The organism is Marinobacter alkalisoli, assembly GCF_045449795.1.
In the GTDB taxonomy this organism is placed as follows: domain Bacteria; phylum Pseudomonadota; class Gammaproteobacteria; order Pseudomonadales; family Oleiphilaceae; genus Marinobacter.
In genome coordinates, this window is sequence record NZ_JBJJLB010000019.1 from 65693 (window position 1) to 90317 (window position 24625).

Genomic DNA, 24625 nt, shown 5'->3' on the forward strand with positions numbered 1-24625 from the left:
TATGCGGCGTCGTAGGCAACCACCTCAGGATGACCTCCACAACAAGGAGCGGTGGCTGATCTCCTATGCGGATTTCATCACCCTCCTGTTTGCCTTTTTTGTGGTCATGTACTCCGTGTCTTCCGTCAACGAAGGCAAGTACAAGGTGCTGTCGGAAACCCTGACCGGCGTTTTCAATGCACCGCAACGGTCCTTTCAGCCCATAGAGGTGGGGGACCAGTCCCGGCGTTCAGATTCCTCGTCATCCGACAGTGTCATTGTGCCCGAAGTAACCGAAGCCCCGAGTAATCCGGAACTCAGTGAGCAGGGGCGGACCGAAGCGCTGCGGGCCATGGCTGACCAGCTCGCCCTGGAATTCGATGAGCTGATTAACCAGGGCGTGGTGTCCCTGGAAAGCAATGACCGTTGGCTGGAGTTGAATCTGCCCGACAGCCTGTTGTTCAGCAGTGGCGCCGCAGAACCCCACTACGACGGTTTCGCGGTGGTTGAAAAAATCGCCGGAGTTCTGCGTAACCGGGACAACGCGGTCAAGGTGGAAGGCTTCACCGATAACCGTCCGATTCGTACCAGTGCTTTTCCCTCTAACTGGGAATTATCGGCGGCCCGGGCTGCGGCGGTGGTTCGAATGCTGACCATGGAGGGCGTGGAACCTGAACGGCTGGCCGCTGTCGGATACGGGGCGCACCAGCCGGTGGCCCGTAACGATACCGAAGAAGGCCGCCGCCGGAACCGCCGGGTGGTTTTGCTGATTTCCCGTGATGCCAGCATCCGTGGGGTGATGCGGTAATCGCGCTGCTGTTGGTTGGCATGGTTTCTGTATTGATCTTCCCTGTACCGTCTTTCGCGGCAAACACTTGCCGATAGCGTTCAAGTTGGGCGGTCCGCTGCCGATAACGATGGGTAGGGACCGCTGTGGTGCCATGGCATATCCGGGGATAAATGAGTGGAGAGCGTAACGTGCGAATCTGGGCAGTAGCCAATCAAAAAGGCGGTGTCGGAAAGACCACATCGGTGGTGGCGCTGGCCGGGCTATTGGCAGAGCGCGGCAAGCGGGTGTTGGTGGTGGACCTGGATCCTCATGGCTCGCTGACCAGCTGGTTTGGCTATGATCCCGACACCATCGCCCAGAGTGTGTTCAATCTGTTCCAGCATCAGGGCAAGGTGCCAGATGGCCTCGCCGCCCAGTTGATTACTGAAACCAGCTGCAAAGGCGTGTCATTGCTGCCGGCCAGCACCGCACTGGCAACCCTTGAGCGCCGGATGGTGGGCGTGGAAGGCATGGGGTTGATCATCTCCCGCGCACTGGCTCAGCTCTGGGATGATTTTGATTATGTGATTCTCGACAACACGCCGTCCCTCGGTGTGTTGATGGTGAATGCACTGGCGGCCGCGCAGCACCTGATTATCCCGGTACAAACGGAATTCCTGGCGATCAAGGGCCTGGAGCGCATGCTGCACACCCTGCAGATGATCATGAAATCCCAGAAGAACGAGCTGGCTTACACCATTGTTCCGACGCTTTTTGACCGTCGTACCCAGGCGTCCGTAAAAAGCCTGAACCTGTTGCGTAAAACCTATCCGGATACACTCTGGCGTTTTGCCATTCCGGTGGACACCAAATTCCGCGACGCCAGCCAGGGCGGGGTGGTGCCCTCATCCCTGGATGCCGGCACCCACGGAGTCCGGGCATACAGCAGCCTGCTCGAGGATCTGATGGCCCGTACTGGCGTGGAGCGGGAGCGCAGGCATGGCTGACGAAAAATTGACTAAGCTGGCGGATCCCGCCAGTGCCATTGCCAGTTATCTCGATGAGCTGTTGCACACGGCGACGGATACGGCGCGCCAGGACGAGGTCGCTGTTAGTGCGCCGGAAGTGGAATCGGAACCGGAACCAACGGTTGAGCCTGCGCCTCGGATTGAAATCAGCCGACCCGCGCCGGAGCCCGTCACAAAAAAGGCAGCGGACATTCAGCAGACACCTGCCCCATCGGCGCCTCAACCGGAGGTGGAGCCTGAATCGCCCCCGTCGCGTCCTGAGTGGTCTGAACAGCCTTTTGAATGCCTGATCTTTACCGTGGCGGGCCTGCAGCTGGCGGTGCCGCTGATTCTGCTGGGCGCCATTCACCGCATCGAAGAAAACATCAAGCCGATTCCCGGCAGCCCCCGCTGGTACATGGGGATCCGTGCCGATCGCGATCATAACCTGCGGGTGGTGGACACTGCGGAGTGGATCATGGCGGGGCGGGCACCCGACAATGCCCGTGACAACTATCGTTTTGTGATCCGGCTGGATAACAGCGACTGGGGACTGGCCTGTGATGATGTGGCCCAGTCCTTCACCCTGAAGCCGGATGAGGTTCGCTGGCGGACAGCTCGCAGCAAACGCCCCTGGCTGGCGGGAACCGTGGTCAATCACATGTGCGCCCTGATTGACGTGCGCACCATGGCGGATTTGCTGGTCCGGGCGGAGCGGGAGCACCACCTGGATCTCAGTTAATAAGCCGTTACTGAATGAAACCGTGCGGTGCTGGCACGGTTTGTGCCCTTAACTATAGTATTGGGCACTGATGATGATTTTTTGACGATCAGGTTGCCCGCCGGGCAGCCAAAGAGGAGAGACAACGCTATGGCATCCCCGAGCGGACACCAACATCAGGCCCAGGACGATCAGGTACTGCAGTACGTGACCTTCCGCCTGGATGACGAGACTTATGGTCTGAACGTCATGCAGATTCAGGAAGTGCTGAGATACACCGAAATTGCACCGGTTCCGGGTGCGCCGGATTATGTACTCGGCATCATCAATCTGCGTGGTAACGTGGTCACGGTGATCGATACCCGTCGCCGATTCGGTCTGGCGGACTCGGAAGTCACTGACGCGACCCGGATCGTGGTGATGGAATCCGCGGACCAGGTAATGGGAATCCTGGTGGATTCCGTGGCCGAGGTGGTGTACCTGAAAGCCAGTGAAATTGAAACTGCACCGAACGTGGGTAACGAGGAAAGTGCCAAGTTTATCCAGGGCGTGTGCAATAAGGATGGCGAACTGATCATTCTGGTCGAGTTCGACAAGATGCTGTCTGACCACGAGTGGGCTGAAATCGCGGCACTGTAATCCCGGAAACGCTTTCCGGAACAGGCCGGCATGATGGACGCCCCGGTGGTTAATCTACTTGAGGGCGTTCATCATGTTTGCAGAGTACTCTTCCCTGATTCCCTGGCTGCTGACAACAGCGGCCCTTGGCCTGCTGGCGGTGCAGGCCATTGTGCAGCGTCGTGAGATCCGTCAGCTTCGAACCCGGCTCAAGGATCGTTGTGACACCCTTGGCCGCGAACTTCATGCCACCGCCAGCGGCAGCATGGGGGTCGGCCAGCGGCTGGTAGCCTGTGAGCGTCAGCTCCATGAACTCGCCGGCGCACTGGATGAAATGCGCCAGAACGATCCCCTGCGAATTTCCTACGATGAGGCCTCAAGGCTGGTTGACCTGGGGGCGGATATCGACGACCTGATGAACACCTGTGGCATCTCCCGGCCCGAAGCGGAGCTGGTCTCTGCGCTCAGGAAGCGTGAGGCGGCTTAAGCCGGGATTCGTCGGGAGTTACTCGCTCTCCGGGGTGGTCCTGCCGGCGTCCGCCGGTGTCTTACCCTGGAGGTTGAAGGCAAACGCCAGGATTTCCGCGATGATCTGGTACAGGGTTTCCGGAATTTCCTCGTTCAGTTCCAGTCGCGCCAGGACACTGGCCAGTTCCGGATTCTCGTAGAGAGGGACGTTGTGTTCCCGGGCGATCCGGACGATTTCCTCCGCCAGTTCGTGAGTGCCCGTGGCGGCAATGGTCGGCGCGCACTTGCCATCGTATTTCAGCGCCACCGCGGCGCTGGATTGCTGCTGATCCGTTTTGCTCATGCCTTGGTGTCCACCAGTCGGTGTTCCAGTCGTGTGGTTGCTCCCCGGGGGCTGCCCCTGCGGCATTCCAGATCCGTTACCTCCAGCCCCAGTTCCGACAGGCTCTGCCGCAGGGTTGGCAGGTCCTGTTGAACCTGTTGCAGGGTGCGTTGCTTTTCCGCCCAGACGCGGGCAGACACCTGCTCCTGGCGCAGGGCCACGTCAAAATGCACCGGGCCGGCCTCGTCAAGATCCATGGCCAGGGACAGTCGCCATTCCGCGACACCGGCACGTTTCCCGCCTGTGTGTTCATTGTCTGGCTGTTCGTGCTCAATTCTCAGCTGCGCAATCCTCGGCTCACTCTGCGGCGTCACCCAGGGCAGCTCCAGTAACAGAGTGGACACCGGTGCCGGCGTGTCTGCTGTGGTGCGCGTCGATAGCACCTGGCTGTGAAGCTGGTTGACGGTGATCCGGTTGAGCATGCCGGCGAGCAGTCGCAGCATCTGCCCCACCGTGGGTGGTTCCGCAGAACCCTGTGGCGCCGGAGGCGATAACGTGTTGGGGAACTGCAGGGGGGCCTGGACCAGTTCGGGAGTCGCCAGCGGGGTCAGGCGGTTGAAGTGTTCCGGACCGCTGCCCTGGTGGCTGAGCAGTGCTGTCACAATCCGGCCCAGTGCCAGTTTGAGGTCGGGTAGGGCGGTCTCCCGACTCTGGGCGAGCCGGGCCTCGGCAAACAGCCCGCTTTCGGCAATCCACTGGCGTATCTGCTGCCCTGTCTCGTTTGCATTGCCTGGAGAGGCCAGTCCGGTACTGGCAGGGAGTCGGTTCACCAATTGCTCGATAACCTGTCGCACCGGTAGGGGCAGTGGTTGCGGCTGTCGCGCGGAGGGCGGGGTGGTTCCGCCCGTCTCTGGCCGGATACCCTGGGTCAGGCTGGAAAGAACCTTCGCCAGCCCGCCGTCGATACTCTGTTGCCATGGCAGCCGCTGGGCGAGTGCACGGGCGATACCGGCTTCCTGGGCCGGAGCGAGCTTGCCCATCAATTGCAACTCATTGCCGGCGCGCATGATTTTGACCCAGTCTCCGGGTTCCAGGGAGGTCTCGCCGATGGCGGCCTGCACGGTCAGGCTGCGGCCACGGACTTCCAGCAGCAATTGCTGCCCGGCATCCTGTTGACGACTGATGACTTCCGCGACCCGGGCCAGTACGCTTTCCCGGTTGGTGAGTTGTAACAGGTCCAGTTGCTGACGCGCCGATACGGCCCCGGAGTCCTGAGGTTGCGCTCCCCTGGTGGCCCCACCTGCGGGCGGTCTGGTTTGTTCGCCGGACGGCGGCGGTGTCGGGTTACCGTTTGGTAATTTCATCGGTGCTGTTTTGATTCTCGACAAGAGTAATCGTGTCACGGTTTCGTTATAATACGCCGCGCTGGTAACTATTGCCTGTCTGAAATCTCTGCCCCTTCCTGATTCGCGACACCTGAACGGAGGCAGAATTGAATGTCCACAACGCCGGTTGTATCCACCGCGTTGTTCCAGATCTGGGGCCCTGATGTCTGAGCCGTTACTACAGGCTGTCAATCTGCAGTGTGAGCGCGACGACCGGATGCTGTTCCGGGAACTTTCTTTCTCCATACTGCCCGGTACTCTGACCCGTGTCGAGGGCCCCAACGGTTCCGGCAAGACCACCTTGCTCAGAATTCTGGCCGGCCTGAATGATGGCTGGTCTGGTGACTTGCTCTGGCGGGGACAACCCCGGTCCCGAACTCGCGAAGAATTCGTGCGTAACATGCTGTACATTGGCCATCGCCCCGGCATCAAACCGCTGCTGACACCCATGGAGAATCTGCGTGCGCTGATGGCCGGCAGGAAAAAGGTCAGTGACAGCATGCTCGGACAGGCGCTGGCCGGCACTGGCCTGGCCGGTTTTGAAGACGTACCCTGCCGGCGCCTGTCGGCCGGACAGCAGCGACGGGTGGCGCTGGCGCGCCTGCTGATTGCCGACGAGCCCCTGTGGATTCTGGACGAAGTGTTTACCGCAATCGATATTGACGGCGTGACCGCCCTGGAATCCCTGCTGGTGCAACGAGCCCGGGATGGTGGCGCCATTGTGGTGACCACTCACCATGACCTGCAGCTGCCATCGATGCAGCGTATCACCCTGGGAGGCAGCAGCGATGACGTCTGATTCCCGGGGCGGATGGCGACCGGTTACCGAAGCGGTTGGCACCGGTCACGCCATGAAGGCGGTGTTCCTGCGTGACCTCAAGTCGGCGTTCCGGCAACGGCAGGATCTGCTCAACCCGTTGCTGTTCTTCGTCATGGTGGTGACTTTATTCCCCCTTGGTGTTAGCCCGGAAGTGTCATTTCTGCAGCAGGCGGGGAGCGGTATCCTGTGGGTAGCGGCGTTGCTGTCGGTGTTGCTCTCCCTTGATCATCTGTTCCGGCACGATTTTGATGACGGCACCCTCGAACAACTGGTGTTGCAGCCCCAGCCCCTGTTCCTTCTGGTGCTGGCCAAAGTTGTCGCCCACTGGGTACTGACCGGGCTGCCACTGGTGTTGCTGGCACCGCTTTTGGGGGTCATGGTGCATCTTGAAGGGAACTCTATCGCGGTTTTGTGTCTAACGCTGCTGATCGGAACGCCGGTTCTCAGTCTGATCGGCGCTATCGGCGCGGCACTGACCCTGGGGCTTCGGTCGGCGGGGGTACTCTTGTCTCTGCTGATCATTCCGCTGTACATTCCCGTGCTGATTTTTGGCACGGGCACCGTGGCTGCGGCGGCGGATGGCGCCCCAGTGGGTGGCTATATGGCGTTGATGGGGGCGTTCCTGGCATTGGCGGTGACGCTGGCGCCCTTCGCATCGGCTGCGGCCCTGCGTATCAGTTTGTCTAACAGTTAATAGGTAGAAGGTAACACCTGATGTGGCAAATCTTTCACAAGCTGGGGTCGCCGAAATGGTTCTTCGGCATTGCCAACCGGCTGATGCCCTGGCTGTTGTGGGGCGGGGTGGCACTGTTGTCTGCCGGCCTGATTTGGGGGCTGGCGTTTGCTCCGCAGGATTACCTTCAGGGCAACAGTTACCGGATCATCTTTATTCACGTGCCGTCGGCATTCCTGGCCCAGTCTGTTTATATCATGATGGCGGTGGCGGCGGTGGTTACCCTGGTCTGGCGTATGAAGCTGGCGGATGTTTTCGTCAAGTCGGTGGCTCCGGTGGGTGCGGTGTTAACCTTCCTCGCGCTGTTTACCGGTGCGGTATGGGGCAAGCCCACCTGGGGAACCTGGTGGATATGGGACGCCCGGCTTACGTCCATGCTGATTCTGCTGTTTCTGTATTTTGGCGTGATTGCCCTTGGCGCGGCCATTTCCGATGAGAAATCCTCGGCGCGGGCGGTTGCTGTGCTGGTGCTGGTCGGGGTGGTGAATATACCTATCATCAAGTATTCCGTGGAGTGGTGGAATACCCTGCATCAGCCCGCCACTTTCAAGCTCACGGAGAAACCCTCCATGCCCGCGGAAATGTGGGTGCCCCTGTTATTATCCGTACTGGGGCTCTATCTGGTTTTTGGCTGGTTTGCGTGCTTGCGTATGCAGACGGAAATTCTGATTCGTGAACGCCGCACCCGCTGGGTTAAAGAGCTGGTGCAGGCGGGAAGGAGCTGACGGCATGGCGTTTGATTCCCTGACTTCGTTTATTGCCATGGAAGGGCATGGCTCTTATGTCTGGACCTGTTATGGCGTTTTCTTCCTGCTGCTGGGCGGGTTGGTCTACTGGTCGCTTCGCCAGCGCCGCCAGGTTATGGCAGCCCAGCGGCGTGAGTTGGCCCGGGCGCCTGCCGGCAACATGGCTGCGGACCAAAGAGCCCGGGCCGCCAGTTTTACACGTGTGAACGTTTCTCAAGATTGAATGGCAGAAAAAACGATGCACCCGACCCGAAAAAAACGACTGACGATAGTTCTCTTCCTGCTGGCAGGGATTGCCGTTGCCGTTGGGCTTACGACGTATGCCCTGCGCCAGAATATTAACCTGTTCTACGATCCCAGCCAGATTGCCGCGGGCGATGCCCCGGTGGACGTCAGGATTCGCGCCGGAGGCATGGTCGAGGAAGGATCGGTGCTGCGGGATACGGAAAGCCTGAAGGTGGAATTCAAGGTCACCGACTTCAATTCCTCGGTGCTGGTCGAGTACACCGGCATCCTGCCGGATCTGTTCGCAGAAGGGCAGGGCGTGGTAGCCATGGGGCGGCTGAATGAGAATGGCCGTTTTGTGGCCGACCAGGTACTGGCCAAGCACGATGAGAATTACATGCCGCCGGAAGTGGCCGAGGCCCTTGAGCGCGCGTCACGACAATAAATTTTTGATGTTTGGAGAGGTCTGATGTATCCGGAACTCGGACAGTTTGCACTGATACTCGCGCTGTTGCTTGCAGTGCTCCTTTCCGTGGTCCCACTGGTGGGCTCGGTGACCGGTCGTGACACCCTGCAGGCGTTTGCGCGCCCGTTGTCCGCCGGACTGTTCGTGTTCATCGCCATTGCCTTTGCGATTCTGACCCACGCCTTCGTGACCGATGATTTCTCGGTCGCCTACGTTGCCAATAACAGCAACAGCATGCTGCCCTGGTACTACAAGTTCAGTGCGGTGTGGGGCGGCCATGAGGGGTCGCTGCTGCTCTGGATCCTGATGCTGGCAGGCTGGACTCTGGCGGTGGCCATATTCAGTCGCCGTCTGCCGTCGGTGATGATCGCCCAGGTATTGTCGGTCATGGGCATCATCTGCGTGGGTTTCCTGTTGTTTATCATCGTCACATCAAATCCCTTTGACCGCATGCTGCCAAACGTGCCGGCGGACGGTGCCGACCTGAACCCGCTGCTGCAGGACTTTGGCCTGATTATTCATCCGCCCATGCTGTACATGGGGTATGTGGGTTTCTCCGTGGCGTTTGCGTTTGCTATCGCCGCTCTTATCAATGGCCGCCTTGATGCGGCGTGGGCCCGGTGGTCCCGCCCATGGACCACGGTCGCCTGGTCGTTCCTGTCGCTGGGCATCGCTCTTGGCAGCTGGTGGGCCTACTACGAGCTTGGCTGGGGCGGCTGGTGGTTCTGGGATCCGGTTGAAAACGCCTCCCTGTTACCATGGTTGTCCGGCACCGCATTGATGCATAGCCTTGCGGTGACCGAGAAACGGGGCGTCTTCAAGAGCTGGACCGTGCTGCTGGCCATTGTCACCTTCTCCCTCAGTCTGCTGGGAACATTCCTGGTGCGTTCCGGCGTGCTGACGTCCGTACACGCATTTGCCTCCGATCCGGAGCGGGGTACTTTCCTGCTGGCGCTGTTGGCCATCACCATCATTTCCAGCCTGACCCTGTACGCGGTGCGGGCGCCGGTGGTGCATGTACGGTCGCGTTATGGCTCCCTGTCCCGGGAGATCTTCCTGCTTCTCAACAATGTGTTGCTGGTGTCAGCCACACTGCTGGTCATGATCGGCACGCTGTACCCGCTGGTTCTGGACTATCTGGACATGGGACGCCTGTCGATAGGCGAGCCCTTCTTCAGCCTGACCTTCAGCCCGCTGGCCCTGGCCGCAGGGCTGCTGTTGGGTGCGGGTATTTTCTCTCGCTGGAAGAAAACCGACGGCGGCTGGCTTGGCCGCAAACTGCTCTGGCCACTGGCGGTCAGCATTGTGGCAACGGCGGCGGTCATGGTGGTCTATGGCGGGTTCAGGCCCTGGGCCTTTGCCGGCTGTTTCGTGGCTATATGGGTCACTATGGCTACCGCCTGGGACCTCTGGGACAAGTCTTCCTCGAAGAAGGGGCGGCTGCACGGCCTCAAGAGGCAATCCAGAAGCTACTACGGCATGGTTCTGGGGCACCTCGGGCTGGCTATTACCATGGCCGGGGCAACCGTGGTGTCGAACTATGGCGTCGAGCGGGACGTGCGAATGACACCCGGTGACACTGCGATGGTCGGGGACTACCAGGTTCTCTTCACCGAAATTGGCGAACGCCGGGGCCAGAATTTCGCGGCCCAGTACGGCTCGTTTGAGGTCACACAGGATGGCCGGCATGTGGCAACGTTGCACCCGGAGAAACGGCAGTATCAGGTTCAGCGCAATGTCATGACCGAAGCCGATATCGACGCCGGACTGTTCCGGGATGTCTTTGTGGCTATAGGTGAGCGCATCAGTGACGAGGCCTGGGCCATCCGCCTGCAGTACAAACCGCTGGTGCGTTGGTTGTGGCTGGGAGCGCTGTTCATGGCCGCCGGCGGTTTCCTGGCGATTGCTGATCGGCGGTACCGTATCCGTGAGCGGGTCGCTGAAAAACGGGATTCGGGGGAAACGGGCCGTCAGGGTGATCGCGGTGTCGCAGAGGTGCTGTCATGAAGCGGGTATTGTTGTTCCTGCCACTCGTCCTGGTAATCGTCCTGGGCGTTGTGCTGTTTGCCGGGATTGGCAAGGATCCCACGCACCTGGATTCGGCATTGATCGGGAAGCCGGTTCCGGCCTTCACGCTGTCCGACCTTGCCGAGGCCGACAAACAGCTGGATGCGGAAGTTTTCAGGGGGCAGGTCTCACTGCTGAACGTCTGGGGTACCTGGTGTCCGGCCTGCCGCGACGAGCACGACGACCTGGTGTGGCTTGCCGAAGAGAAAGGCATACACATTATTGGCCTGAACTATAAGGACAATCGTGAGGATGCACTGGATTGGCTTGACCGTCTGGGGAATCCTTACGCCCTGACTATCTACGACCCCAAAGGCACCCTGGGCTTCGACCTCGGGGTATACGGCGCTCCGGAAACCTACGTCATCGACGCCGAGGGCGTGGTTCGCTATCGGCACGTGGGGGTGGTCAATGAGAAAGTCTGGCAGGAAGACCTCGAGCCCCTGGTGAAGCGTTACCGGGAGGACACCTGATGGCACGACTGGTCCTGATCCTGCTCGCTGCACTGTTCTCGTTTCAGGTAGTGGCGGACCAAGCCAACGTGCATGGTTTCGACTCACTCCAGGAAGAGCAACGCTACCGGGATCTGATTGCCGAGCTGCGATGCCCAAAATGTCAGAATCAGAATATTGCTGATTCCAATGCTCCCATTTCCAAAGACATGCGTGACAGGGTCTACCGGATGATGCGGGAAGGAGCCAGCAACGAGGAGATCGTCAACGCACTGGTGGACCGCTTCGGCGAATTCGTCCGCTACAAACCCGAAGTAGATCGCCGCACTCTATTGCTGTGGGCAACACCCGCCATCGCAGTGGGAGGTGGTTTACTGGTGGTTGCCGGCATCGTGATTCGCTCCCGCCGACGCAACAGCCAGCAACCGCCGCTGACCGCGGAAGAAAAGGCTCGTGTGGACCGGTTGCTATCCGACGATGACCGGGATACCCGCAGCTGAACTGACTACCCAACTCCCCACGGAAACTTCACGATCTTCATATGACCGATACTTTCTGGATTATCGCCGCAGCGCTCATTGTTCTGGCCCTGGCCTTTGTTGTCTGGCCACTGTTTTCCCACCGGACCGACAAACGGCAGCAGACTGATCTCCGTAATCAGAACCTGATGGCGTATCGCTCGCGCATGGCGGAACTGGAGAACGAGTACCAGGCCGGCAATCTCGATCAGGAAAACTATCAACAACTGAAAGAGGAGCTGGCGGGCAGCATGCTTGACGATGTGCCCGATGCCGACAAGACGGTGACCAGACCTGCGGTGGCCGGACGTGGCCGTCGCAGCTCGTTGGTGATTGCCTTTGTCTGTCTCTTGCTGGTGCCAGCGGCGGCGATTTTCCTTTACCAGAAATGGGGTGCGATGGACGACCTGAAACAATACCTGGCGATGCAGGAAATGATGGCATCGGATGGCGACCGCGTCGAACAGATGACGCGGCTGACGGCCCAGTTGCGGGAACGGCTGGAAGCCAAACCGGAGAACACCGAAGGCTGGGCCATGCTGGGTCGCAGTTACATGCGCCTGGAACAGTTTGAGGATGCCGCATGGGCATTTGAACGTTTGGCCGAACAGGTTGAAGACGATGACCGGGCGGAAGCCACGGCCTGGGGGTTGTCGGCCCAGGCGCTGTTCTTCAGGAGTCAGGGGGCATTGGACCCCGATGTCACACGGGCGATCGAAAAAGCGCGCGCGCTGAATCCCGATGAGGTGAATTCCCTTGGGTTATTGGGCATATCCTCCTTCAGCCAGGAAAACTATGAAGATGCCATCCGCTATTGGGAGCGTATTGTTGAGGCGGCGCCTGATCACCCCCAGCTTGGCTCGATTCGCCAGGGTATTAACGAAGCCTATGAACGTCTCGGGCGTGACGCCCCGCATACCGCCGCAGACGCCTTGTCCGGACCGGGGGTGACCGTCCGGATCGAGCTGTCGGAGGCCTTTGCGGGAGAAATCCCGGACGATACCACCTTGTTCGTTTTCGCCCGCAAGGCGGGTAGCCAGGGTTCGGCGCCGCTGGCAGTGGCACGGCTGAGTGCCCGCGACCTGCCGGCGGAGGTCCGTCTGGATGATGGCAATGCCATGTCACCGGACAACCGGCTCTCCGGGGCTTCCGAAGTTCTGCTGGTTGCGCGCCTGTCCCGTTCCGGCAACGCCATGCCCCAGGCCGGAGACTGGCAGGGTGAGCTGAATGATCCGGTGGCCGTGACTGATGATGAAGGGGTGGCTGCGACCCTGGTGATTGATCATCAGCTGCGGAACTGAAAAAGGCCCCATCCAGGGCCTTTTCTGTCACTGACTGATCAGTCCTGCCGGGTACAGGGGAGGCAGATCTTGTTTTTTTTCCGGGTGGTTGGCGTACTTCCCCCGCAGTTTCTTCAGGGCGGCTATCAAAGGCTTGCCGTCCCATTCCACATTACCACGATGCCTGCCGAACAGCCGCCGCTGTAGCACTTCCAGTTCCTGGGTCAGCGTGTCGTCCGCTGCAAAGCGAACGACATCGGCAGCGCTGTCAAACTGCTGGTCCTGGAAACAGCGGCAGGCCCATCTGGGTAGCAGTTCAAGCGTTCGCGCGGCTCCTGCATCCGCAGCCTGGCAAAGCTCCCGGAACAGCGCCTTTTCCTCGTGATCGACAGAAGGATGCGCCGATGTAGCAGGCTGTCGTTTCCCGCGGTTCTTCCACCAAGCGAGTGCGGTCACCAGCCAGCCGATGGCCAGTATCAGGCTGAGAATTGGCCAGAACAGGGAAGTGGGCGCAGGCTCGCTGTCCTCATCCGCCTCGCGCCTGCTTGCGGCGTTCTCCCCCTGCGTCGGATCTTCTGAGTCCCGAGCGGATGTGGAAGCCTGTCCGGGAGGGGCACTGACTGACAGGGTCCGGGCGGGAATAACGGCGATTTTCTCTTCGTCAGCTTCGGTGTCCCACCACGGAATCCGGATTTCCGGTAACACCAGATCACCGTCCTGAACCGGGACCAGTGCGGTGGTCTGTGTCAGGCTGGATGTTATGCCATCCCGGTCGCTGTCCGCAGCGCGTGCAGGCCGCTCCGGGTAGGTGCGAATGCCGGGAATGGCCTGTTCGGGGAACGGCGGCAAGGTCTCGGAAGGCAAGCCATGGGCTTCCAGTACCAGCGTCCGGGTCAGGTTTTGACCGGTGGCAAGAGTCTGCTCTTTCGGCAGGCCGGATTCCGAAAGCTCCAGTTGACTGGCCGGAAGCCAGGTATCACCGCTGAAATCGGCCGGAATGGCTTTGACGGGGATGTCGAACAGCTTTTCGCTGTCTCGGAGGAATTTCAGTTGCCCCTCGGGCGTACGGGCACGGCCCTCGAAACGGATGGCATCGAGGCTCAATTCCCCGGTCTTTTGCGGGTAAATGGCGTATCGCCTCTCAACCACGCGAAAACGGACGCCGTTGCGGTAACGACTGTATTCCCTCTGCTTACCCAGGTTTTCGATAATGGCGTCTGGATGCTCCGGCTCCGACAGTTCGCCGCGAATGAGATTGCCACTGAAAAACAGTTTTATGGTCAGGACCAGCTGTTCCTGCACATACACTTCGTCCTTGTCGGCTGACAGTTCGATGAAGCTGTCCCGAGGCTCGGATTGCTCATCGGGCGACGTTCCGCTGATAACGTTGATATCAACAGGATCGGACTGGGCATCCTGAAAGGTGAGTGCGGGAATGGTCAGCTGTCCGGTTTTTTTCGGAGCCAACTGGTAGGTCCAGGTGATTTCGCCCACCATTTCGCTATTCACGGTGCGAATACTGTAGCGCTGGTTGCGGCCGACAATGTCGAAGTTTTCTTCCACCTTGTCTATATCCGGTGAGGGCAGGCTGGAGACATCCAGGTCAAACAGATTGCCAAGGTTTACATCAATCTTCATGCTGCCCCTGACGGTCAGTGTCAGCACTTCGCCCTCGTAAAGCCGGGTGCGGTCTGGTTCCACCGTCAAGTCACTGTCGGCGCTGGCTGGGCCGGCCAGTGCGAGCAGTATGGTGATCAGAATAAAGGGGATCGCATGCCGTCTTACCATGGGGTGTCGCCCTCATCGGGTTGGGTATCTCGTTGCTGGTATTGCTGGAGAAATTTTCGTTTCAGGAGCCCGCCGGGGTCATCGGGTATTCGTCTCAACCATTGCTCCTGTCCCTGGGTCAGCGGTTCCTCGGAGAGTTCCGCTGGCGCCTGCCGGCTTTGTTCGGCAGTTTCATTCGAGCCGTCCGCTTGACCGCTACCCTGTTGTTGCTGGTCTTGTGGCGAGGACGGCTCCTGGTCCTGATTACCGCTCTGTTCGCTCTGCTGGCGCTGTTCGCTGTTCTGCTGCTGGTCCCCGGATTGGTCACCCTGCTGATTGTCCTCGCTTTGCTCGCCGGAGCCGCCGCCATTGGATTCCTGCTGTTGCTGTTGATCCTGTTGCTCATTGTTCTGCTGATCAGAATCGTTGCCTTCTCCGGAATCATTTTGCTGCTGTTGTTGCTCCAGCATTTGGCGAACGATGTCGCGGTTGAAGCGGGCGTCCTCCATGTCTGGCCGGGCCGTCAGCGCCTGATCGTAAGCACTGATCGCTTCCTCGAGTTTGCCGGACCTGGCCAGCGCATTGCCCCGGTTGTAATGGGCCCGGGGACTGTCGTTGGTGGCAAAGGAATCCACTGCAGCGTCATAGTCGCCGGCACGGTATTGGGCGGAGCCCCGCCATTGCGGGTCCTCCAGCCGCCGGGCTGCCGATTCGGGATCCGTGGCAATCATTTCCGGAGCCCGCTGGTCCTCCCGCGACCACAGTTCGGACCATTCCAGGGCAAGGGCTGGCCGGGGCGTCAGCGGAAGGATTGCAAGCAGCGCGACGGCCACGGCTCCGCGACGCCAGCCAATGAGTATCAGGGGCAGCGCCAGCCAGAGCAGCCAGTACCCATCATCCTGCCAGCGATTCACTGTCAGGTCCCGTTCACTCTCCCGCCAGTCTTCGGCATCCTCGGCCAGCAAGCCCAGGTTGCTGATATCGGTATCGTCGATGGTCAGTTGATGACTGCTACCGCCATTGCTTTGGGCCAGGTGCTGTAATGCCGACGGGCTCGCTTTGGTGATCACAATGTCGCCATTATCCCGGATGAATCCCCTTTTGGGCAGTGGAATCGGGCCGCCTTCCGCTGTGCCGACGACGAGGGTGTTGAGGGCAAAACGGCTGCCCTGGAGTTGTTGGGTAATTCGATCCTGGTAGTCATCACGGACATTGTCGGTAATCAGCAGCATCCGGCCTTTGCCCGGGGCCCCCTGTTTCAGCAGTTCCAGGCCCCTGGCAATGCCAAGATCGGCGCGATTGCCCGCCGCCGGCATGATCACCGGGTCCAGTATCTCCAACATACCGGTGATGGTTCTCCGGTCATCGGTCAGAGGGCTGACGGCGTGGGCATCGGCGGCATAGACCACCAGAGCGGTAAGGCTGCCTTCCCGTTGCCTGAGAATATCGCGAATTTTACGTTTGGCCAGTGTCAGCCGGTCCGGCTCCACGTCGGTCGAGAGCATGGAGAGGGACAGATCCAGTACGATTACCAGGCTGTCGTTCTGTTGCTGCAGTGGTGTCGGCGCCTGTCGCCAGGCCGGTCCGGCCAGGGCGATGGAGAGAATCAGCAGTGCCGCCGCGGCAGCCAATACAGGGGAGCGTGTCCGCGAGCCTGATTGACCAAACCGGCTGATGAGCGGGCGTAGCATTGGTTCGGGAATAACACGCGACCAACCGCTGTCGCTCTGGCGTGCCTTGCGGTAGAGCAGGGGCAAGAGCGGTATTGCCAGGATCAGCAGTAGCCACAATGGGCGCAGGAAATGGAAATCAGCCATGGGGAGACCTCTGCGCTATGCCGTCGGGGCGTTCACCACCGGATGAGCGTCGTCGGCCGGTGGCCCGGGCCAGTTTAACCAGTTGCAGCAGCAACCACAGCAGAACCGCTGCTGCAGCGGGCCAGACATACAGGTCGGTGACCGGGCGATAGTGTTTGCCCTCCAGCTCGATGGGTTCAAGCTGGTCGATGTTCTCGTAGATCAGTTCCAGTTCCGGCAGGCTGCGGGCACGGAAGTACTCACCGCCTGTCTGTTCCGCCATGCGCTCCAGCAGGGCCTCATCCAGGTCGCGAGAGGGGTTCACCTGCCTCGATCCGAGCAGACCGCGTTGCACCATTGATTCGGCCCCGATGCCGATGGTGTAGATACGCACACCGGTCGCCTTAGCGATTTCGGTGGCCTTGTCCGGGGTGATCTCACCGGCGGTGTTGGCGCCGTCGGTTAACAGTATTACCACTCGTTGTTCCTGGGGGCGGTCTCTCAGGCGCTTGACGGCCAGGCCGATGGCATCGCCAATGGCTGTAGCGCGTCCGGCCATACCGATACCGGATTCGTGCAGCAGCGTTCGGACAGTGGCCAGGTCAAACGTCAGCGGGGCCTGGATGTAGGGCTCGGTGCCGAACAGCAACAGCCCGAGGCGGTCCCCTTCACGGCGCTGGATGAAATCGTCAACGACCCGTTTGACGGCCTGCAGGCGGTTGATGCCCCGCCCCTGAATGATCATGTCCTGTTCGTCCATGCTGGGTGAGATATCCACCGCCAGTAACAGGTCGCGACCGCTGACCGGCAACTGAACCGGTTCGCCCACGTGCTGTGGTCTTGCGGCCGCGATCACCAGCAACAGCCACATGACCAGTAACATCGCAGCCTGCCACCAGGGCAGCCGGTTCCCGCTGCGGCTGACTCCGGGAAGCTCGGACAGCCAGTGACCCACCGGAAACACCGGCGCATCGACAGACTGCTCGGTGCGCCTTGTAAGCTTCACCAGCAAAGGCGCCAGCACCAGTATCAGTACCCAGGGATAGGCGAGATTCAGCATTTCTGACCCTCCAGCCAGGCTTGTGCGAACGCCAGCGCCTGATCCGGCTCGGCGTCCGCTACCGGCTGCCAGCTGCTGTTAATCATGGCATCCACAACGGGGCGAGCTGAAGCACGTTCTTCCGGACTGGTACGGATCAGGAAGTCAGCCCACCGCTGCCCACTCATCGCTTCAGGACGTTCGGCGGGATACCGTTCCCGGGCACACTGCTTCAACAATGTATTGAGCTGCGCAAACCACTGCGGTTCCCGTGCTGCGTGACTGGCGAGCTGGTCAAGTTCCCGACGGGCAACCCTGAGCCAGCGGTTCTTTCTGCGCTTGCGACGGACGAGCAGCAATCCTGCGATCACCAGCAGCAGACCAAGTGCCAGCAATGCCCACCAACCCGGTGCAGGCGGCCAGATGCCGCCGGTTTCCGGCAGATGTATGTCACGGAGCTGGCTTAGCGGATCCTGTTCCATCAACCGATCCTCCCTCGCGGACCCAGCAAGGATTGCAGGATTACTGCAGGTTCTTCGCCGGTCATCACTGTGGCCGGAGTCACGCCGGAGGTACGGAAGCAGTCCGCCAGTTGTGTTTCATGGTGTGCCACTTTGTCGTGCCAGGCCTGCTGGAAACGTGGGTTGTCGGCATCGAACCAAACCGGGCCATCGTCACCGGCAACCGCAAACCGCCCGCTTTCCGGCAAGTGAAGTTCCAGGGGATCCGCAATGCGTAGCGCGCTGACGGTGTTGTGTCTGGCCAGGGCGCCAAGCAGCCGGGAAGTTTCGGCACTGATGGTGAGGAAGTCACTGAGCACGAAGATGCGGCTACCGGTATGGGCGACACGGCGGGCTTCCCGCAGGGCGGTGTCGAGATTGGCTGTCAGTGATGACACCTGGAGATCGGGACTTTGCCTGGTTTCCGGCGTTTTCTGCTGCCTGGCCAGGGTGTCGAGCAACTGGAGTACTGATTTCTTGCGGCGGGCAGGACGTAGTACGGTCAGTTCCCTGCCGTTGAAGACGATGCCGCCCACCTGATCGCCGGACCACAGCGCCAGCCATGACAGGATGCCGGCAAGCTGGGCGCAGCGCACCTGTTTATAGGCGCCGGTGCTGGCAAAGAACAGGCTCGGGCCCAGGTCGCATAACAGCAGGACGGGGCGTTCCCGTTCCTCCTCGTAAAGCTTGGTGTGTGGCGACTGGCGCCGTGCGGTCACCCGCCAGTCAATACTGCGAATATCGTCTCCCGGCTGGTATTGCCGGACCTCGGCAAACGCCATGCCCCTGCCGCGCATGGGGGACCGTTGAAGGCCCGCCTGCTTGCTGCGCACGGGGCGGGCAGACGGGAGCTTCAGGGCACGGGCATCGGCCTGGAGACGGATCAGACCGGAAAGGTCGATATGGATGGCGTCTTGCGTTTGCATCATCGGTTTTGATCAGGCGGTGACAGGGACATGATCGATCAGTCTCTGGATCACTGCATCGGCGGTCATGCCTTCGGCCTCGGCTTCGAACGTCAGCAGGATGCGGTGACGGAGCACATCAAACGCAATGTTGCGGACATCGTCCGGGCTGACATAATCACGGCCTTCCAGCCATGCCAGGGAACGGGCGCAGCGGTCCAGGGCGATGGTACCCCTGGGGCTGGCGCCGAAGGCGGTCCAGCGGGCCAGTTCCGGGTCCAGGCCTTGTGGGTCACGGGTTGCCAGTACCAGTGCCAGCAGGTATTGCTCGACCGGTTCCGCCATATAGATATCCGCAATTTCACACCGTGCCTGGAACACCTGATCCGCACTCAGGCGAACAGCGGCGGTAGGCTGACCCTGGCGGTAATCGTTCCGGGCCAGGTGGAGGATAGCCCTTTCGGCATCGGCGGAGGGGTAGTCAATCACCACGTGCATCAGGAACCGGTCCAGCTGCGCCTCCGGCAGTGGATAGGTGCCTTCCTGCTCGATTGGGTTCTGGGTCGCCATCACCATGAATAGCGGATCAAGCGGGAAAGTGCGCATGCCCACGCTGACCTGTCGTTCGCCCATGGCCTCCAGCAGTGCCGACTGCACCTTGGCGGGCGCCCGGTTGATTTCATCGGCAAGCACCAGGTTATGAAAGATGGGGCCGTGCTGGAATTCAAACTGGCCGGTTTCGGCGCGATAGATTTCGCTGCCGGTGACATCCGATGGCAGCAGGTCCGGCGTGAACTGGATGCGGTGGAAATCTCCGTCCAGATGATCGGCCAGTGCCTTGATCGCAGTGGTCTTGGCCAGACCGGGAGCGCCTTCGACCAGCAGGTGTCCGTCGGCGAGCAGGGCGATCAGCAGCCGGTCCACCAGTTTTTCCTGGCCTATAATCCTTTTCGCTAACTGAGACCGGAGTTCCCCAAACGTATGCTGTAGTGACATGGGCAGTGGTTGTTCCTGTGTGGAGGCTCTTTACCTAAGTATTTGCCGCAGTTTTCGCATCTGGGCGGCAAAAATCAAGGGCTTGACTATGCTTATGTGACAATACCCTGATTACGTTTAATTCACACTTACTGAGGTCGACTATGAATGCGCTGACGGTTGCCAGCAAGGAACAGTTTTTTGAACAGCTGGCTGATGCTTTCGCTCAGAAAATCGCGAAGACGGAAGCAAAGAAAATCAGTGAATTTGCCAAGCAGCATTACGCCCATATTCCCCTTGAAGAATTGGTGAGTCGACGATTCTCGGATACCTACGGCGCCATCCTTGCAGCCTGGCAGTTCCTGCAAAAACGTGGCACCGAGAAGACGCCGGTATCGGTTTTCAACCCGGATCTGGAGAGCGATGGCTGGCAGTCGACCCATACCGTCATCTTTATCCTGCATCCGAACATTCCGTTCCTGATTGATTCTATTCGCATCGCCATCAATCAACGGGAGATCGGCACACACTCGATCCAGCATTCCATCCTGCGGGTGGATCGCGATGAGGGTGGCAAGCTCCAAAAACTGCACTCCACCAAGAAATCGAGCGCGGGGTCCGAGTACGAGGCATTCATCGTTCTGGAAATTGACCGCCACAGTGATCCGGCCGATCTCAAGGAGCTGGAAGATGTCCTGCAGACCATTCTTCATGAAGTGAGAATTGCGGTTGAGGATTTCCCGGTGGTGACCGGCAAGGTGAATGAAATTATCTCCGAACTGGATGCCACCAATGCCGGGATCAGTGACGAAGACAAGGAGGAGGCTCGGGCATTCCTTAACTGGCTGGTCTCTGACCGGTTCACCTTTCTGGGGTACGACGAATACGATTTCGCCAAAGACAAAAGCGGCATGGTGGTCCGTCGCGTGGAGAATTCCGAACTGGGGATTCTGCGGGTCAACAACGAACGCCCCGACAAGGTTCGGCTGAACGAACTGCCCCAACGCACACGCCACGAAATGACCCGTAGCGATGACATTTTCATCTTTGCCAAATCAGCACAGCGGTCGCGGGTTCATCGCCCGGCGTACCCGGACTACATCGCGGTCAAAAAATTCAACAGCAAGGGCGAAGTGGTTGGTGAGCGGCGCTTCCTGGGCCTGTATACATCCCGCGCCTACAACGAACGCCCGGATGAAATCCCGCTGCTGCGGCGCAAGTTCCAGACCGTAATGAAAAAATCCGGTTTTCTGCGGGACGACTACGCTGGCAAGGAACTGGAACAGATCCTGACCCTTTATCCACGGGATGAGCTGTTCCAGATTGAGCCCCAGGAATTGCTCACTGTTGCCAAGAATATCCTCTATATCCAGGAGCGTCGTCGCATCGAACTGTTCATGCGGGAAGATGTGTACGGCCAGTTCGTGACCTGCCTGGCGTTCTTCCCGAGGGATATCTACAACACCGAGTTACGCCTGAAGGTAGAGCAGGTTCTGCTGGACCGGCTGGAAGCCGAAGACATTGAGTTTGTCACCCATTTTTCAGAGTCTGTGCTGGCGCGGGTGCAGTTCACCATTCGCGTGCCCCAGGTTGAGAATCGCCAACTGCCCATTGCCGAAATTCGCGAGAAGGTGATTGAGTTGGCCCAGTCCTGGCGCGACGGGCTGGCCGAGGCGCTCAACGAAGTCTACGGCGAAGAGCAGGGTAACGAGTTGTACCGGTTATATTCCGGCGGCTTCCCGGCCAGCTATACCGATATGTTCTCCCCCCGGCGCGCCGCCATCGACCTGGAGCACATCACCGGCGCCGCCGATGGCCAGCTCACGATGAGTTTCTACCGCGCCCTGGAAGAGGAAGAGAATACCCTTCATTTCAAGCTGTTCTATGCGAATGAGCCGTTGCCCCTGTCGGACGTAATGCCTGTTTTCGACAACCTGGGGTTCCGGGTGATCGGGGAACATCCCTTCGAGGTGACCGACCGTAACGGCAAGGTCGTGTGGATCCACGATTTCACCCTCCAGGCGTACAGTGGCAATGTGGTGGATATCCACCGTATTCGCCCGATTTTCGAGGACCTGTTCCGCCGGGTCTGGTATGGCGATGCGGAAAACGATGCCTTTAACCGGTTACTGCTGTCTTCCTACATGAGCTGGCGGCAGATTGCCCTGTTACGGACTTACGCCCGTTACATGAGGCAAATTCGTTTCTCCAACAGTCAGACCTTTATTTCCAACACCCTGGTCAATCACGTGGATCTGGCCCAGGCACTGCTGGAGTTCTTCGAGGTCCGCTTCAATCCGGATCGCTACCAGAGCGAGGGCAAGAGCAGGGCAGCGCAACAGAAGCTGGAGATCGAGTTCAGCGCCGGGCTGGATGCGGTCGAGAACCTGAGCGAGGACCGGGTTCTGCGGCTGTACCTGGAGTTGATGCAGGCGACCCTGCGAACCAACTACTTCCAGCTTGATGATCAGGGCAGCAACAAACCCTACATCAGTGTGAAGTTTGATCCGACCCAGATCCCCGACGTGCCGCTTCCGCTGCCGATGTTCGAGATCTTTGTGTATTCACCCCGGGTGGAGGGTGTGCATCTGCGCGGCGGCAAGGTGGCCCGGGGCGGGCTGCGCTGGTCAGACCGGTTCGAGGATTACCGCACAGAAATTCTCGGGCTGGTGAAGGCCCAGCAGGTGAAGAATGCGGTGATTGTGCCGGTGGGTGCCAAGGGCGGTTTCGTCGCCAAGCGCCTCCCCGATCCTGCGGACAGGGAAGCCTTCCAGGCCGAGGGTATCAGGGCCTACAAAACATTCATCCGGGGGCTGCTGGACATCACCGATAATCTGGTGGATTCGGGCATTGAGCCGCCGGAGCGGGTTATCCGTCACGATGAGGACGACCACTATCTGGTTGTAGCGGCGGATAAGGGCACCGCAACCTTCTCCGACATCGCCAATGGCCTGTCGGCGGAATACGGTTTCTGGATGGGCGATGCCTTTGCCTCCGGTGGCAGTAACGGCTATGACCACAAGAAAATGGGGATAACCGCCCGGGGTGCCTGGGTGTCCGTTGAGCGACACTTCCGCGAGATCGGCATCAATCCGGCTCTCGATGAGTTTACCGCCATCGGTATCGGTGACATGGGCGGTGACGTGTTCGGTAACGGGCTGCTGTGTTCCGAGAAGACCCGCCTGGTGGCTGCCTTCAATCACGTTCATATCTTTATCGACCCGACACCGGATGTCGAGAAGAGCTATAAGGAGCGCAAGCGGCTGTTCGGGCTTCCCCGCTCCGCCTGGACGGATTACGACAGCAAGCTGATTTCCAAGGGTGGCGGTGTCTTCAGTCGCAGTGCCAAGTCGATACCGGTCAGCCCGGAAATGAAGAAACTGCTGGGTATCAAGTCGGACCGGGTGCCGCCGAATATGCTGATTACTCACATCCTGAAGGCCCAGGCGGACCTGTTGTGGATTGGCGGTATTGGCACCTACGTGAAAGGCCGGAACGAATCCCACGGCGATGTCGGTGACAAGGCCAATGACGGCCTGCGCATCAATGGTGCCGAGCTTCGTTGCAAGGTGGTCGGCGAGGGCGGCAACCTGGGGATGACCCAGCTTGGCCGCATCGAGTTTGCGCTTAACGGCGGACGCCTGAATACCGATTTCATCGACAACTCCGGCGGCGTTGACTGCTCAGACCATGAAGTGAACATGAAGATCCTGCTTAACCGGGCTGTGGCCCTGGGGGATCTCACCTCCAAGCAGCGCAACATCATGCTGGAGGACATGACCGACGATGTATCTGCTCTGGTGCTGAAGAATAACTACCGTCAGACCCAGGCCATCAGTATCGCCAATGAAGAGGCGAGCACGCGGATGGAGGAATATCGCCGGTTGATGAACACCATGGAAAGCGAGGGAAAACTCAACCGTTCTCTGGAATTCCTGCCGGATGACGAGACCCTGTCCGAGCGCAAGCTGGACAAGAAGGGGCTGACGCGCCCGGAGCTGTCGGTGCTGATCTCCTACGTAAAGGGCGATCTTAAACAGGCGCTGATCGACAGCACGCTTCCCGATGAACCGTTGCTGGCGGGTGAAATGTACAAGGTGTTTCCCCAGGCGTTGACCCGCAAGTTCTCCCGGGAGCTGGGCGAGCACCAGTTACGGCGGGAAATTATTGCCACCCAGATCGCCAATGACATGGTCAACCACATGGGCATTACCTTTGTGGAGCGCCTGTCGCAGTCCACGGGGGCGGACTCTGCCTCCATCGCTCTGGCGTGGATTATTGCCCGGGATGTGTTCCGGCTGGATACTTGGTGGGACAAGATCGAATCCCTGGATTTCCATATTCCGGCGCCGCTGCAGATGGAGCTGATGAACGATTTGATGCGGTTGATCCGTCGTTCGGTGCGCTGGCTGCTGCGGAATCGTCGTGCCGAACTCAGCATCCAGACCCATATGGAGCGCTTTGCTGACAGTGTGTGGAAAATTACCGCCGATCTGCCCGACTATCTGGGCGAGCAGGCGCGGGCTCACTGGGACAAGCGGTTCACCCAACTGACCGCAGCGGGGTTGCCGAAAGAGTTGGCTTCGGTGCTTTCAGGCACCAATTATCTGTATTCCTCTTTGGGCATTATCGAAGCCCGCGAGGCAACGGGTATGCCCCTGAAGACCGTAGCCAACCTTTACTATGACCTCGGTGAAAAGCTGGATCTGAGCTGGTTTGCCAATGCGATTGCGGCATTGGTTCCGGTCTCTCACTGGCAGGCCCTGGCCCGGGAAAGCTTCCGCGAAGACCTGGACTGGCAGCAACGGGCGCTGACCACCGGCGTACTCAAGCTCGCAGGCAAACCCGGCGAAGTGCCGGCTTGCGTGGACAACTGGATGGCCCGGCATGCCACCATGATCAGTCGCTGGAAATCCATGCTGGCGGAGCTAAAGGGGGTTCGCGAACCTGAGTACGCCATGTTCTCCGTGGCCCTGCGGGAGTTGCTGGATCTGGCCCAGGCGACCATGCACAGTTCTCATGGTGATGACGATGCTGCGACCAACTGAGTATTGCGTTAATCCGCTG

The 24625-nt window shown here is 59.7% G+C and carries 23 protein-coding genes; 15 read left to right on the forward strand and 8 right to left on the reverse strand.

Features of this window, described 5'->3' with window-relative positions; all coding sequences use genetic code 11:
* The first annotated feature begins 1 nt into the window (after window position 1).
* From motD to ACJO3M_RS09020, 5 genes are all read left to right on the forward strand, one after another.
* Window positions 2–787 carry a flagellar motor protein MotD gene (gene motD / locus ACJO3M_RS09000; protein ID WP_407001059.1) on the forward strand — a complete coding sequence of 262 codons (786 nt, stop codon included), beginning with the start codon at window positions 2–4 and terminating at the stop codon, window positions 785–787.
* 170 nt (window positions 788–957) lie between these two features.
* Window positions 958–1755 carry a ParA family protein gene (locus ACJO3M_RS09005; protein ID WP_406985028.1) on the forward strand — a complete coding sequence of 266 codons (798 nt, stop codon included), beginning with the start codon at window positions 958–960 and terminating at the stop codon, window positions 1753–1755.
* Window positions 1748–2497 (forward strand): chemotaxis protein CheW, encoded by a 750-nt coding sequence (locus ACJO3M_RS09010; protein WP_407001060.1) that lies wholly within the window; start codon window positions 1748–1750, stop codon window positions 2495–2497. The genes ACJO3M_RS09005 and ACJO3M_RS09010 overlap by 8 nt, the downstream gene beginning before the upstream one ends.
* 129 nt (window positions 2498–2626) lie before the next feature.
* Window positions 2627–3115 carry a chemotaxis protein CheW gene (locus tag ACJO3M_RS09015; protein WP_406984747.1) on the forward strand — a complete coding sequence of 163 codons (489 nt, stop codon included), beginning with the start codon at window positions 2627–2629 and terminating at the stop codon, window positions 3113–3115.
* Window positions 3116–3188: 73 nt separating this feature from the next.
* Complete coding sequence (locus ACJO3M_RS09020) at window positions 3189–3581, forward strand: DUF2802 domain-containing protein (RefSeq protein ID WP_407001061.1); 393 nt, start codon at window positions 3189–3191, stop codon at window positions 3579–3581.
* Window positions 3582–3599: 18 nt separating this feature from the next.
* On the opposite strand, the gene ACJO3M_RS09025 is transcribed toward ACJO3M_RS09020, so the two are convergent.
* Together ACJO3M_RS09025 and fliK are read right to left on the reverse strand one after the other, a co-directional pair.
* The gene (locus tag ACJO3M_RS09025) at window positions 3600–3905 is read right to left on the reverse strand and encodes an EscU/YscU/HrcU family type III secretion system export apparatus switch protein (RefSeq protein WP_407001062.1); all 306 of its coding nucleotides are present in this window, start codon (window positions 3903–3905) and stop codon (window positions 3600–3602) included.
* The gene (fliK, locus tag ACJO3M_RS09030; RefSeq protein WP_407001063.1) at window positions 3902–5248 is read right to left on the reverse strand and encodes a flagellar hook-length control protein FliK; all 1347 of its coding nucleotides are present in this window, start codon (window positions 5246–5248) and stop codon (window positions 3902–3904) included. The genes ACJO3M_RS09025 and fliK overlap by 4 nt, the downstream gene beginning before the upstream one ends.
* Window positions 5249–5432: 184 nt before the next feature.
* Between fliK and ccmA the strand changes: the two genes are divergently transcribed.
* From ccmA to ccmI, 9 genes are read left to right on the forward strand one after another with little or no spacing between them, the layout of a single operon-like run.
* Window positions 5433–6068 carry a cytochrome c biogenesis heme-transporting ATPase CcmA gene (ccmA, locus tag ACJO3M_RS09035; RefSeq protein ID WP_407001064.1) on the forward strand — a complete coding sequence of 212 codons (636 nt, stop codon included), beginning with the start codon at window positions 5433–5435 and terminating at the stop codon, window positions 6066–6068.
* On the forward strand, window positions 6058–6783 hold the full coding sequence (ccmB, locus tag ACJO3M_RS09040) for a heme exporter protein CcmB (protein WP_407001065.1): 726 nt from the start codon (window positions 6058–6060) through the stop codon (window positions 6781–6783). Before ccmA ends, ccmB begins: the two co-directional genes overlap by 11 nt.
* A gap of 20 nt (window positions 6784–6803) precedes the next feature.
* A complete protein-coding gene (gene ccmC, locus ACJO3M_RS09045; RefSeq protein WP_407001066.1) occupies window positions 6804–7547 on the forward strand; it encodes a heme ABC transporter permease CcmC in 744 nt (247 codons plus the stop codon).
* A gap of 4 nt (window positions 7548–7551) precedes the next feature.
* Window positions 7552–7791, forward strand: a complete 240-nt coding sequence (ccmD, locus tag ACJO3M_RS09050) for a heme exporter protein CcmD (RefSeq protein WP_407001067.1) — start codon at window positions 7552–7554, stop codon at window positions 7789–7791.
* A 15-nt stretch (window positions 7792–7806) separates the two neighbouring features.
* Window positions 7807–8238, forward strand: a complete 432-nt coding sequence (ccmE, locus tag ACJO3M_RS09055) for a cytochrome c maturation protein CcmE (protein ID WP_407001148.1) — start codon at window positions 7807–7809, stop codon at window positions 8236–8238.
* A 24-nt stretch (window positions 8239–8262) separates the two neighbouring features.
* On the forward strand, window positions 8263–10266 hold the full coding sequence (locus tag ACJO3M_RS09060; RefSeq protein WP_407001068.1) for a heme lyase CcmF/NrfE family subunit: 2004 nt from the start codon (window positions 8263–8265) through the stop codon (window positions 10264–10266).
* Window positions 10263–10799: a DsbE family thiol:disulfide interchange protein gene (locus tag ACJO3M_RS09065; protein ID WP_407001069.1), complete on the forward strand. Its 537-nt coding sequence runs from the start codon at window positions 10263–10265 to the stop codon at window positions 10797–10799. Before ACJO3M_RS09060 ends, ACJO3M_RS09065 begins: the two co-directional genes overlap by 4 nt.
* Window positions 10799–11278, forward strand: a complete 480-nt coding sequence (locus tag ACJO3M_RS09070; protein ID WP_407001070.1) for a cytochrome c-type biogenesis protein — start codon at window positions 10799–10801, stop codon at window positions 11276–11278. The genes ACJO3M_RS09065 and ACJO3M_RS09070 overlap by 1 nt, the downstream gene beginning before the upstream one ends.
* Window positions 11279–11319: 41 nt before the next feature.
* On the forward strand, window positions 11320–12597 hold the full coding sequence (gene ccmI / locus ACJO3M_RS09075; protein ID WP_407001071.1) for a c-type cytochrome biogenesis protein CcmI: 1278 nt from the start codon (window positions 11320–11322) through the stop codon (window positions 12595–12597).
* 27 nt (window positions 12598–12624) lie between these two features.
* Here ccmI and ACJO3M_RS09080 read toward each other — a convergent pair whose 3' ends face one another.
* Genes ACJO3M_RS09080 through ACJO3M_RS09105 form a run of 6 tightly spaced genes read right to left on the reverse strand, consistent with a single transcriptional unit; the run spans window position 12625 to window position 19579 of the window.
* Window positions 12625–14364, reverse strand: a complete 1740-nt coding sequence (locus ACJO3M_RS09080) for a BatD family protein (RefSeq protein ID WP_407001073.1) — start codon at window positions 14362–14364, stop codon at window positions 12625–12627.
* Complete coding sequence (locus ACJO3M_RS09085) at window positions 14358–16160, reverse strand: VWA domain-containing protein (RefSeq protein WP_407001074.1); 1803 nt, start codon at window positions 16158–16160, stop codon at window positions 14358–14360. The genes ACJO3M_RS09080 and ACJO3M_RS09085 overlap by 7 nt, the downstream gene beginning before the upstream one ends.
* The gene (locus tag ACJO3M_RS09090; RefSeq protein ID WP_407001075.1) at window positions 16153–17199 is read right to left on the reverse strand and encodes a vWA domain-containing protein; all 1047 of its coding nucleotides are present in this window, start codon (window positions 17197–17199) and stop codon (window positions 16153–16155) included. The genes ACJO3M_RS09085 and ACJO3M_RS09090 overlap by 8 nt, the downstream gene beginning before the upstream one ends.
* Complete coding sequence (locus tag ACJO3M_RS09095) at window positions 17193–17660, reverse strand: DUF4381 domain-containing protein (protein ID WP_407001076.1); 468 nt, start codon at window positions 17658–17660, stop codon at window positions 17193–17195. The genes ACJO3M_RS09090 and ACJO3M_RS09095 overlap by 7 nt, the downstream gene beginning before the upstream one ends.
* A complete protein-coding gene (locus tag ACJO3M_RS09100; RefSeq protein ID WP_407001077.1) occupies window positions 17660–18607 on the reverse strand; it encodes a DUF58 domain-containing protein in 948 nt (315 codons plus the stop codon). The genes ACJO3M_RS09095 and ACJO3M_RS09100 overlap by 1 nt, the downstream gene beginning before the upstream one ends.
* Window positions 18608–18616: 9 nt before the next feature.
* Window positions 18617–19579 carry an AAA family ATPase gene (locus ACJO3M_RS09105; protein WP_407001078.1) on the reverse strand — a complete coding sequence of 321 codons (963 nt, stop codon included), beginning with the start codon at window positions 19577–19579 and terminating at the stop codon, window positions 18617–18619.
* Between the two features lie 143 nt (window positions 19580–19722).
* On the opposite strand from ACJO3M_RS09105, the gene ACJO3M_RS09110 reads away from it, so the two are divergent.
* Window positions 19723–24606, forward strand: a complete 4884-nt coding sequence (locus ACJO3M_RS09110) for an NAD-glutamate dehydrogenase (RefSeq protein WP_407001079.1) — start codon at window positions 19723–19725, stop codon at window positions 24604–24606.
* Window positions 24607–24625 lie beyond the last annotated feature (19 nt).

What these genes read in the sequence shown, in the direction of transcription:
- motD (WP_407001059.1), top strand. Translation starts at nt 2, where the DNA reads ATGCGGCGTCGTAGGCAACCACCTCAGGATGACCTCCACAACAAGGAG.
- ACJO3M_RS09010 (WP_407001060.1), top strand. Translation starts at nt 1,748, where the DNA reads ATGGCTGACGAAAAATTGACTAAGCTGGCGGATCCCGCCAGTGCCATT.
- ACJO3M_RS09015 (WP_406984747.1), top strand. Translation starts at nt 2,627, where the DNA reads ATGGCATCCCCGAGCGGACACCAACATCAGGCCCAGGACGATCAGGTA.
- ACJO3M_RS09020 (WP_407001061.1), top strand. Translation starts at nt 3,189, where the DNA reads ATGTTTGCAGAGTACTCTTCCCTGATTCCCTGGCTGCTGACAACAGCG.
- ACJO3M_RS09025 (WP_407001062.1), bottom strand. Translation starts at nt 3,905, where the DNA reads ATGAGCAAAACGGATCAGCAGCAATCCAGCGCCGCGGTGGCGCTGAAA.
- fliK (WP_407001063.1), bottom strand. Translation starts at nt 5,248, where the DNA reads ATGAAATTACCAAACGGTAACCCGACACCGCCGCCGTCCGGCGAACAA.
- ccmA (WP_407001064.1), top strand. Translation starts at nt 5,433, where the DNA reads ATGTCTGAGCCGTTACTACAGGCTGTCAATCTGCAGTGTGAGCGCGAC.
- ccmB (WP_407001065.1), top strand. Translation starts at nt 6,058, where the DNA reads ATGACGTCTGATTCCCGGGGCGGATGGCGACCGGTTACCGAAGCGGTT.
- ccmC (WP_407001066.1), top strand. Translation starts at nt 6,804, where the DNA reads ATGTGGCAAATCTTTCACAAGCTGGGGTCGCCGAAATGGTTCTTCGGC.
- ccmD (WP_407001067.1), top strand. Translation starts at nt 7,552, where the DNA reads ATGGCGTTTGATTCCCTGACTTCGTTTATTGCCATGGAAGGGCATGGC.
- ccmE (WP_407001148.1), top strand. Translation starts at nt 7,807, where the DNA reads ATGCACCCGACCCGAAAAAAACGACTGACGATAGTTCTCTTCCTGCTG.
- ACJO3M_RS09060 (WP_407001068.1), top strand. Translation starts at nt 8,263, where the DNA reads ATGTATCCGGAACTCGGACAGTTTGCACTGATACTCGCGCTGTTGCTT.
- ACJO3M_RS09065 (WP_407001069.1), top strand. Translation starts at nt 10,263, where the DNA reads ATGAAGCGGGTATTGTTGTTCCTGCCACTCGTCCTGGTAATCGTCCTG.
- ACJO3M_RS09070 (WP_407001070.1), top strand. Translation starts at nt 10,799, where the DNA reads ATGGCACGACTGGTCCTGATCCTGCTCGCTGCACTGTTCTCGTTTCAG.
- ccmI (WP_407001071.1), top strand. Translation starts at nt 11,320, where the DNA reads ATGACCGATACTTTCTGGATTATCGCCGCAGCGCTCATTGTTCTGGCC.
- ACJO3M_RS09080 (WP_407001073.1), bottom strand. Translation starts at nt 14,364, where the DNA reads ATGGTAAGACGGCATGCGATCCCCTTTATTCTGATCACCATACTGCTC.
- ACJO3M_RS09085 (WP_407001074.1), bottom strand. Translation starts at nt 16,160, where the DNA reads ATGGCTGATTTCCATTTCCTGCGCCCATTGTGGCTACTGCTGATCCTG.
- ACJO3M_RS09090 (WP_407001075.1), bottom strand. Translation starts at nt 17,199, where the DNA reads ATGCTGAATCTCGCCTATCCCTGGGTACTGATACTGGTGCTGGCGCCT.
- ACJO3M_RS09095 (WP_407001076.1), bottom strand. Translation starts at nt 17,660, where the DNA reads ATGGAACAGGATCCGCTAAGCCAGCTCCGTGACATACATCTGCCGGAA.
- ACJO3M_RS09100 (WP_407001077.1), bottom strand. Translation starts at nt 18,607, where the DNA reads ATGATGCAAACGCAAGACGCCATCCATATCGACCTTTCCGGTCTGATC.
- ACJO3M_RS09105 (WP_407001078.1), bottom strand. Translation starts at nt 19,579, where the DNA reads ATGTCACTACAGCATACGTTTGGGGAACTCCGGTCTCAGTTAGCGAAA.
- ACJO3M_RS09110 (WP_407001079.1), top strand. Translation starts at nt 19,723, where the DNA reads ATGAATGCGCTGACGGTTGCCAGCAAGGAACAGTTTTTTGAACAGCTG.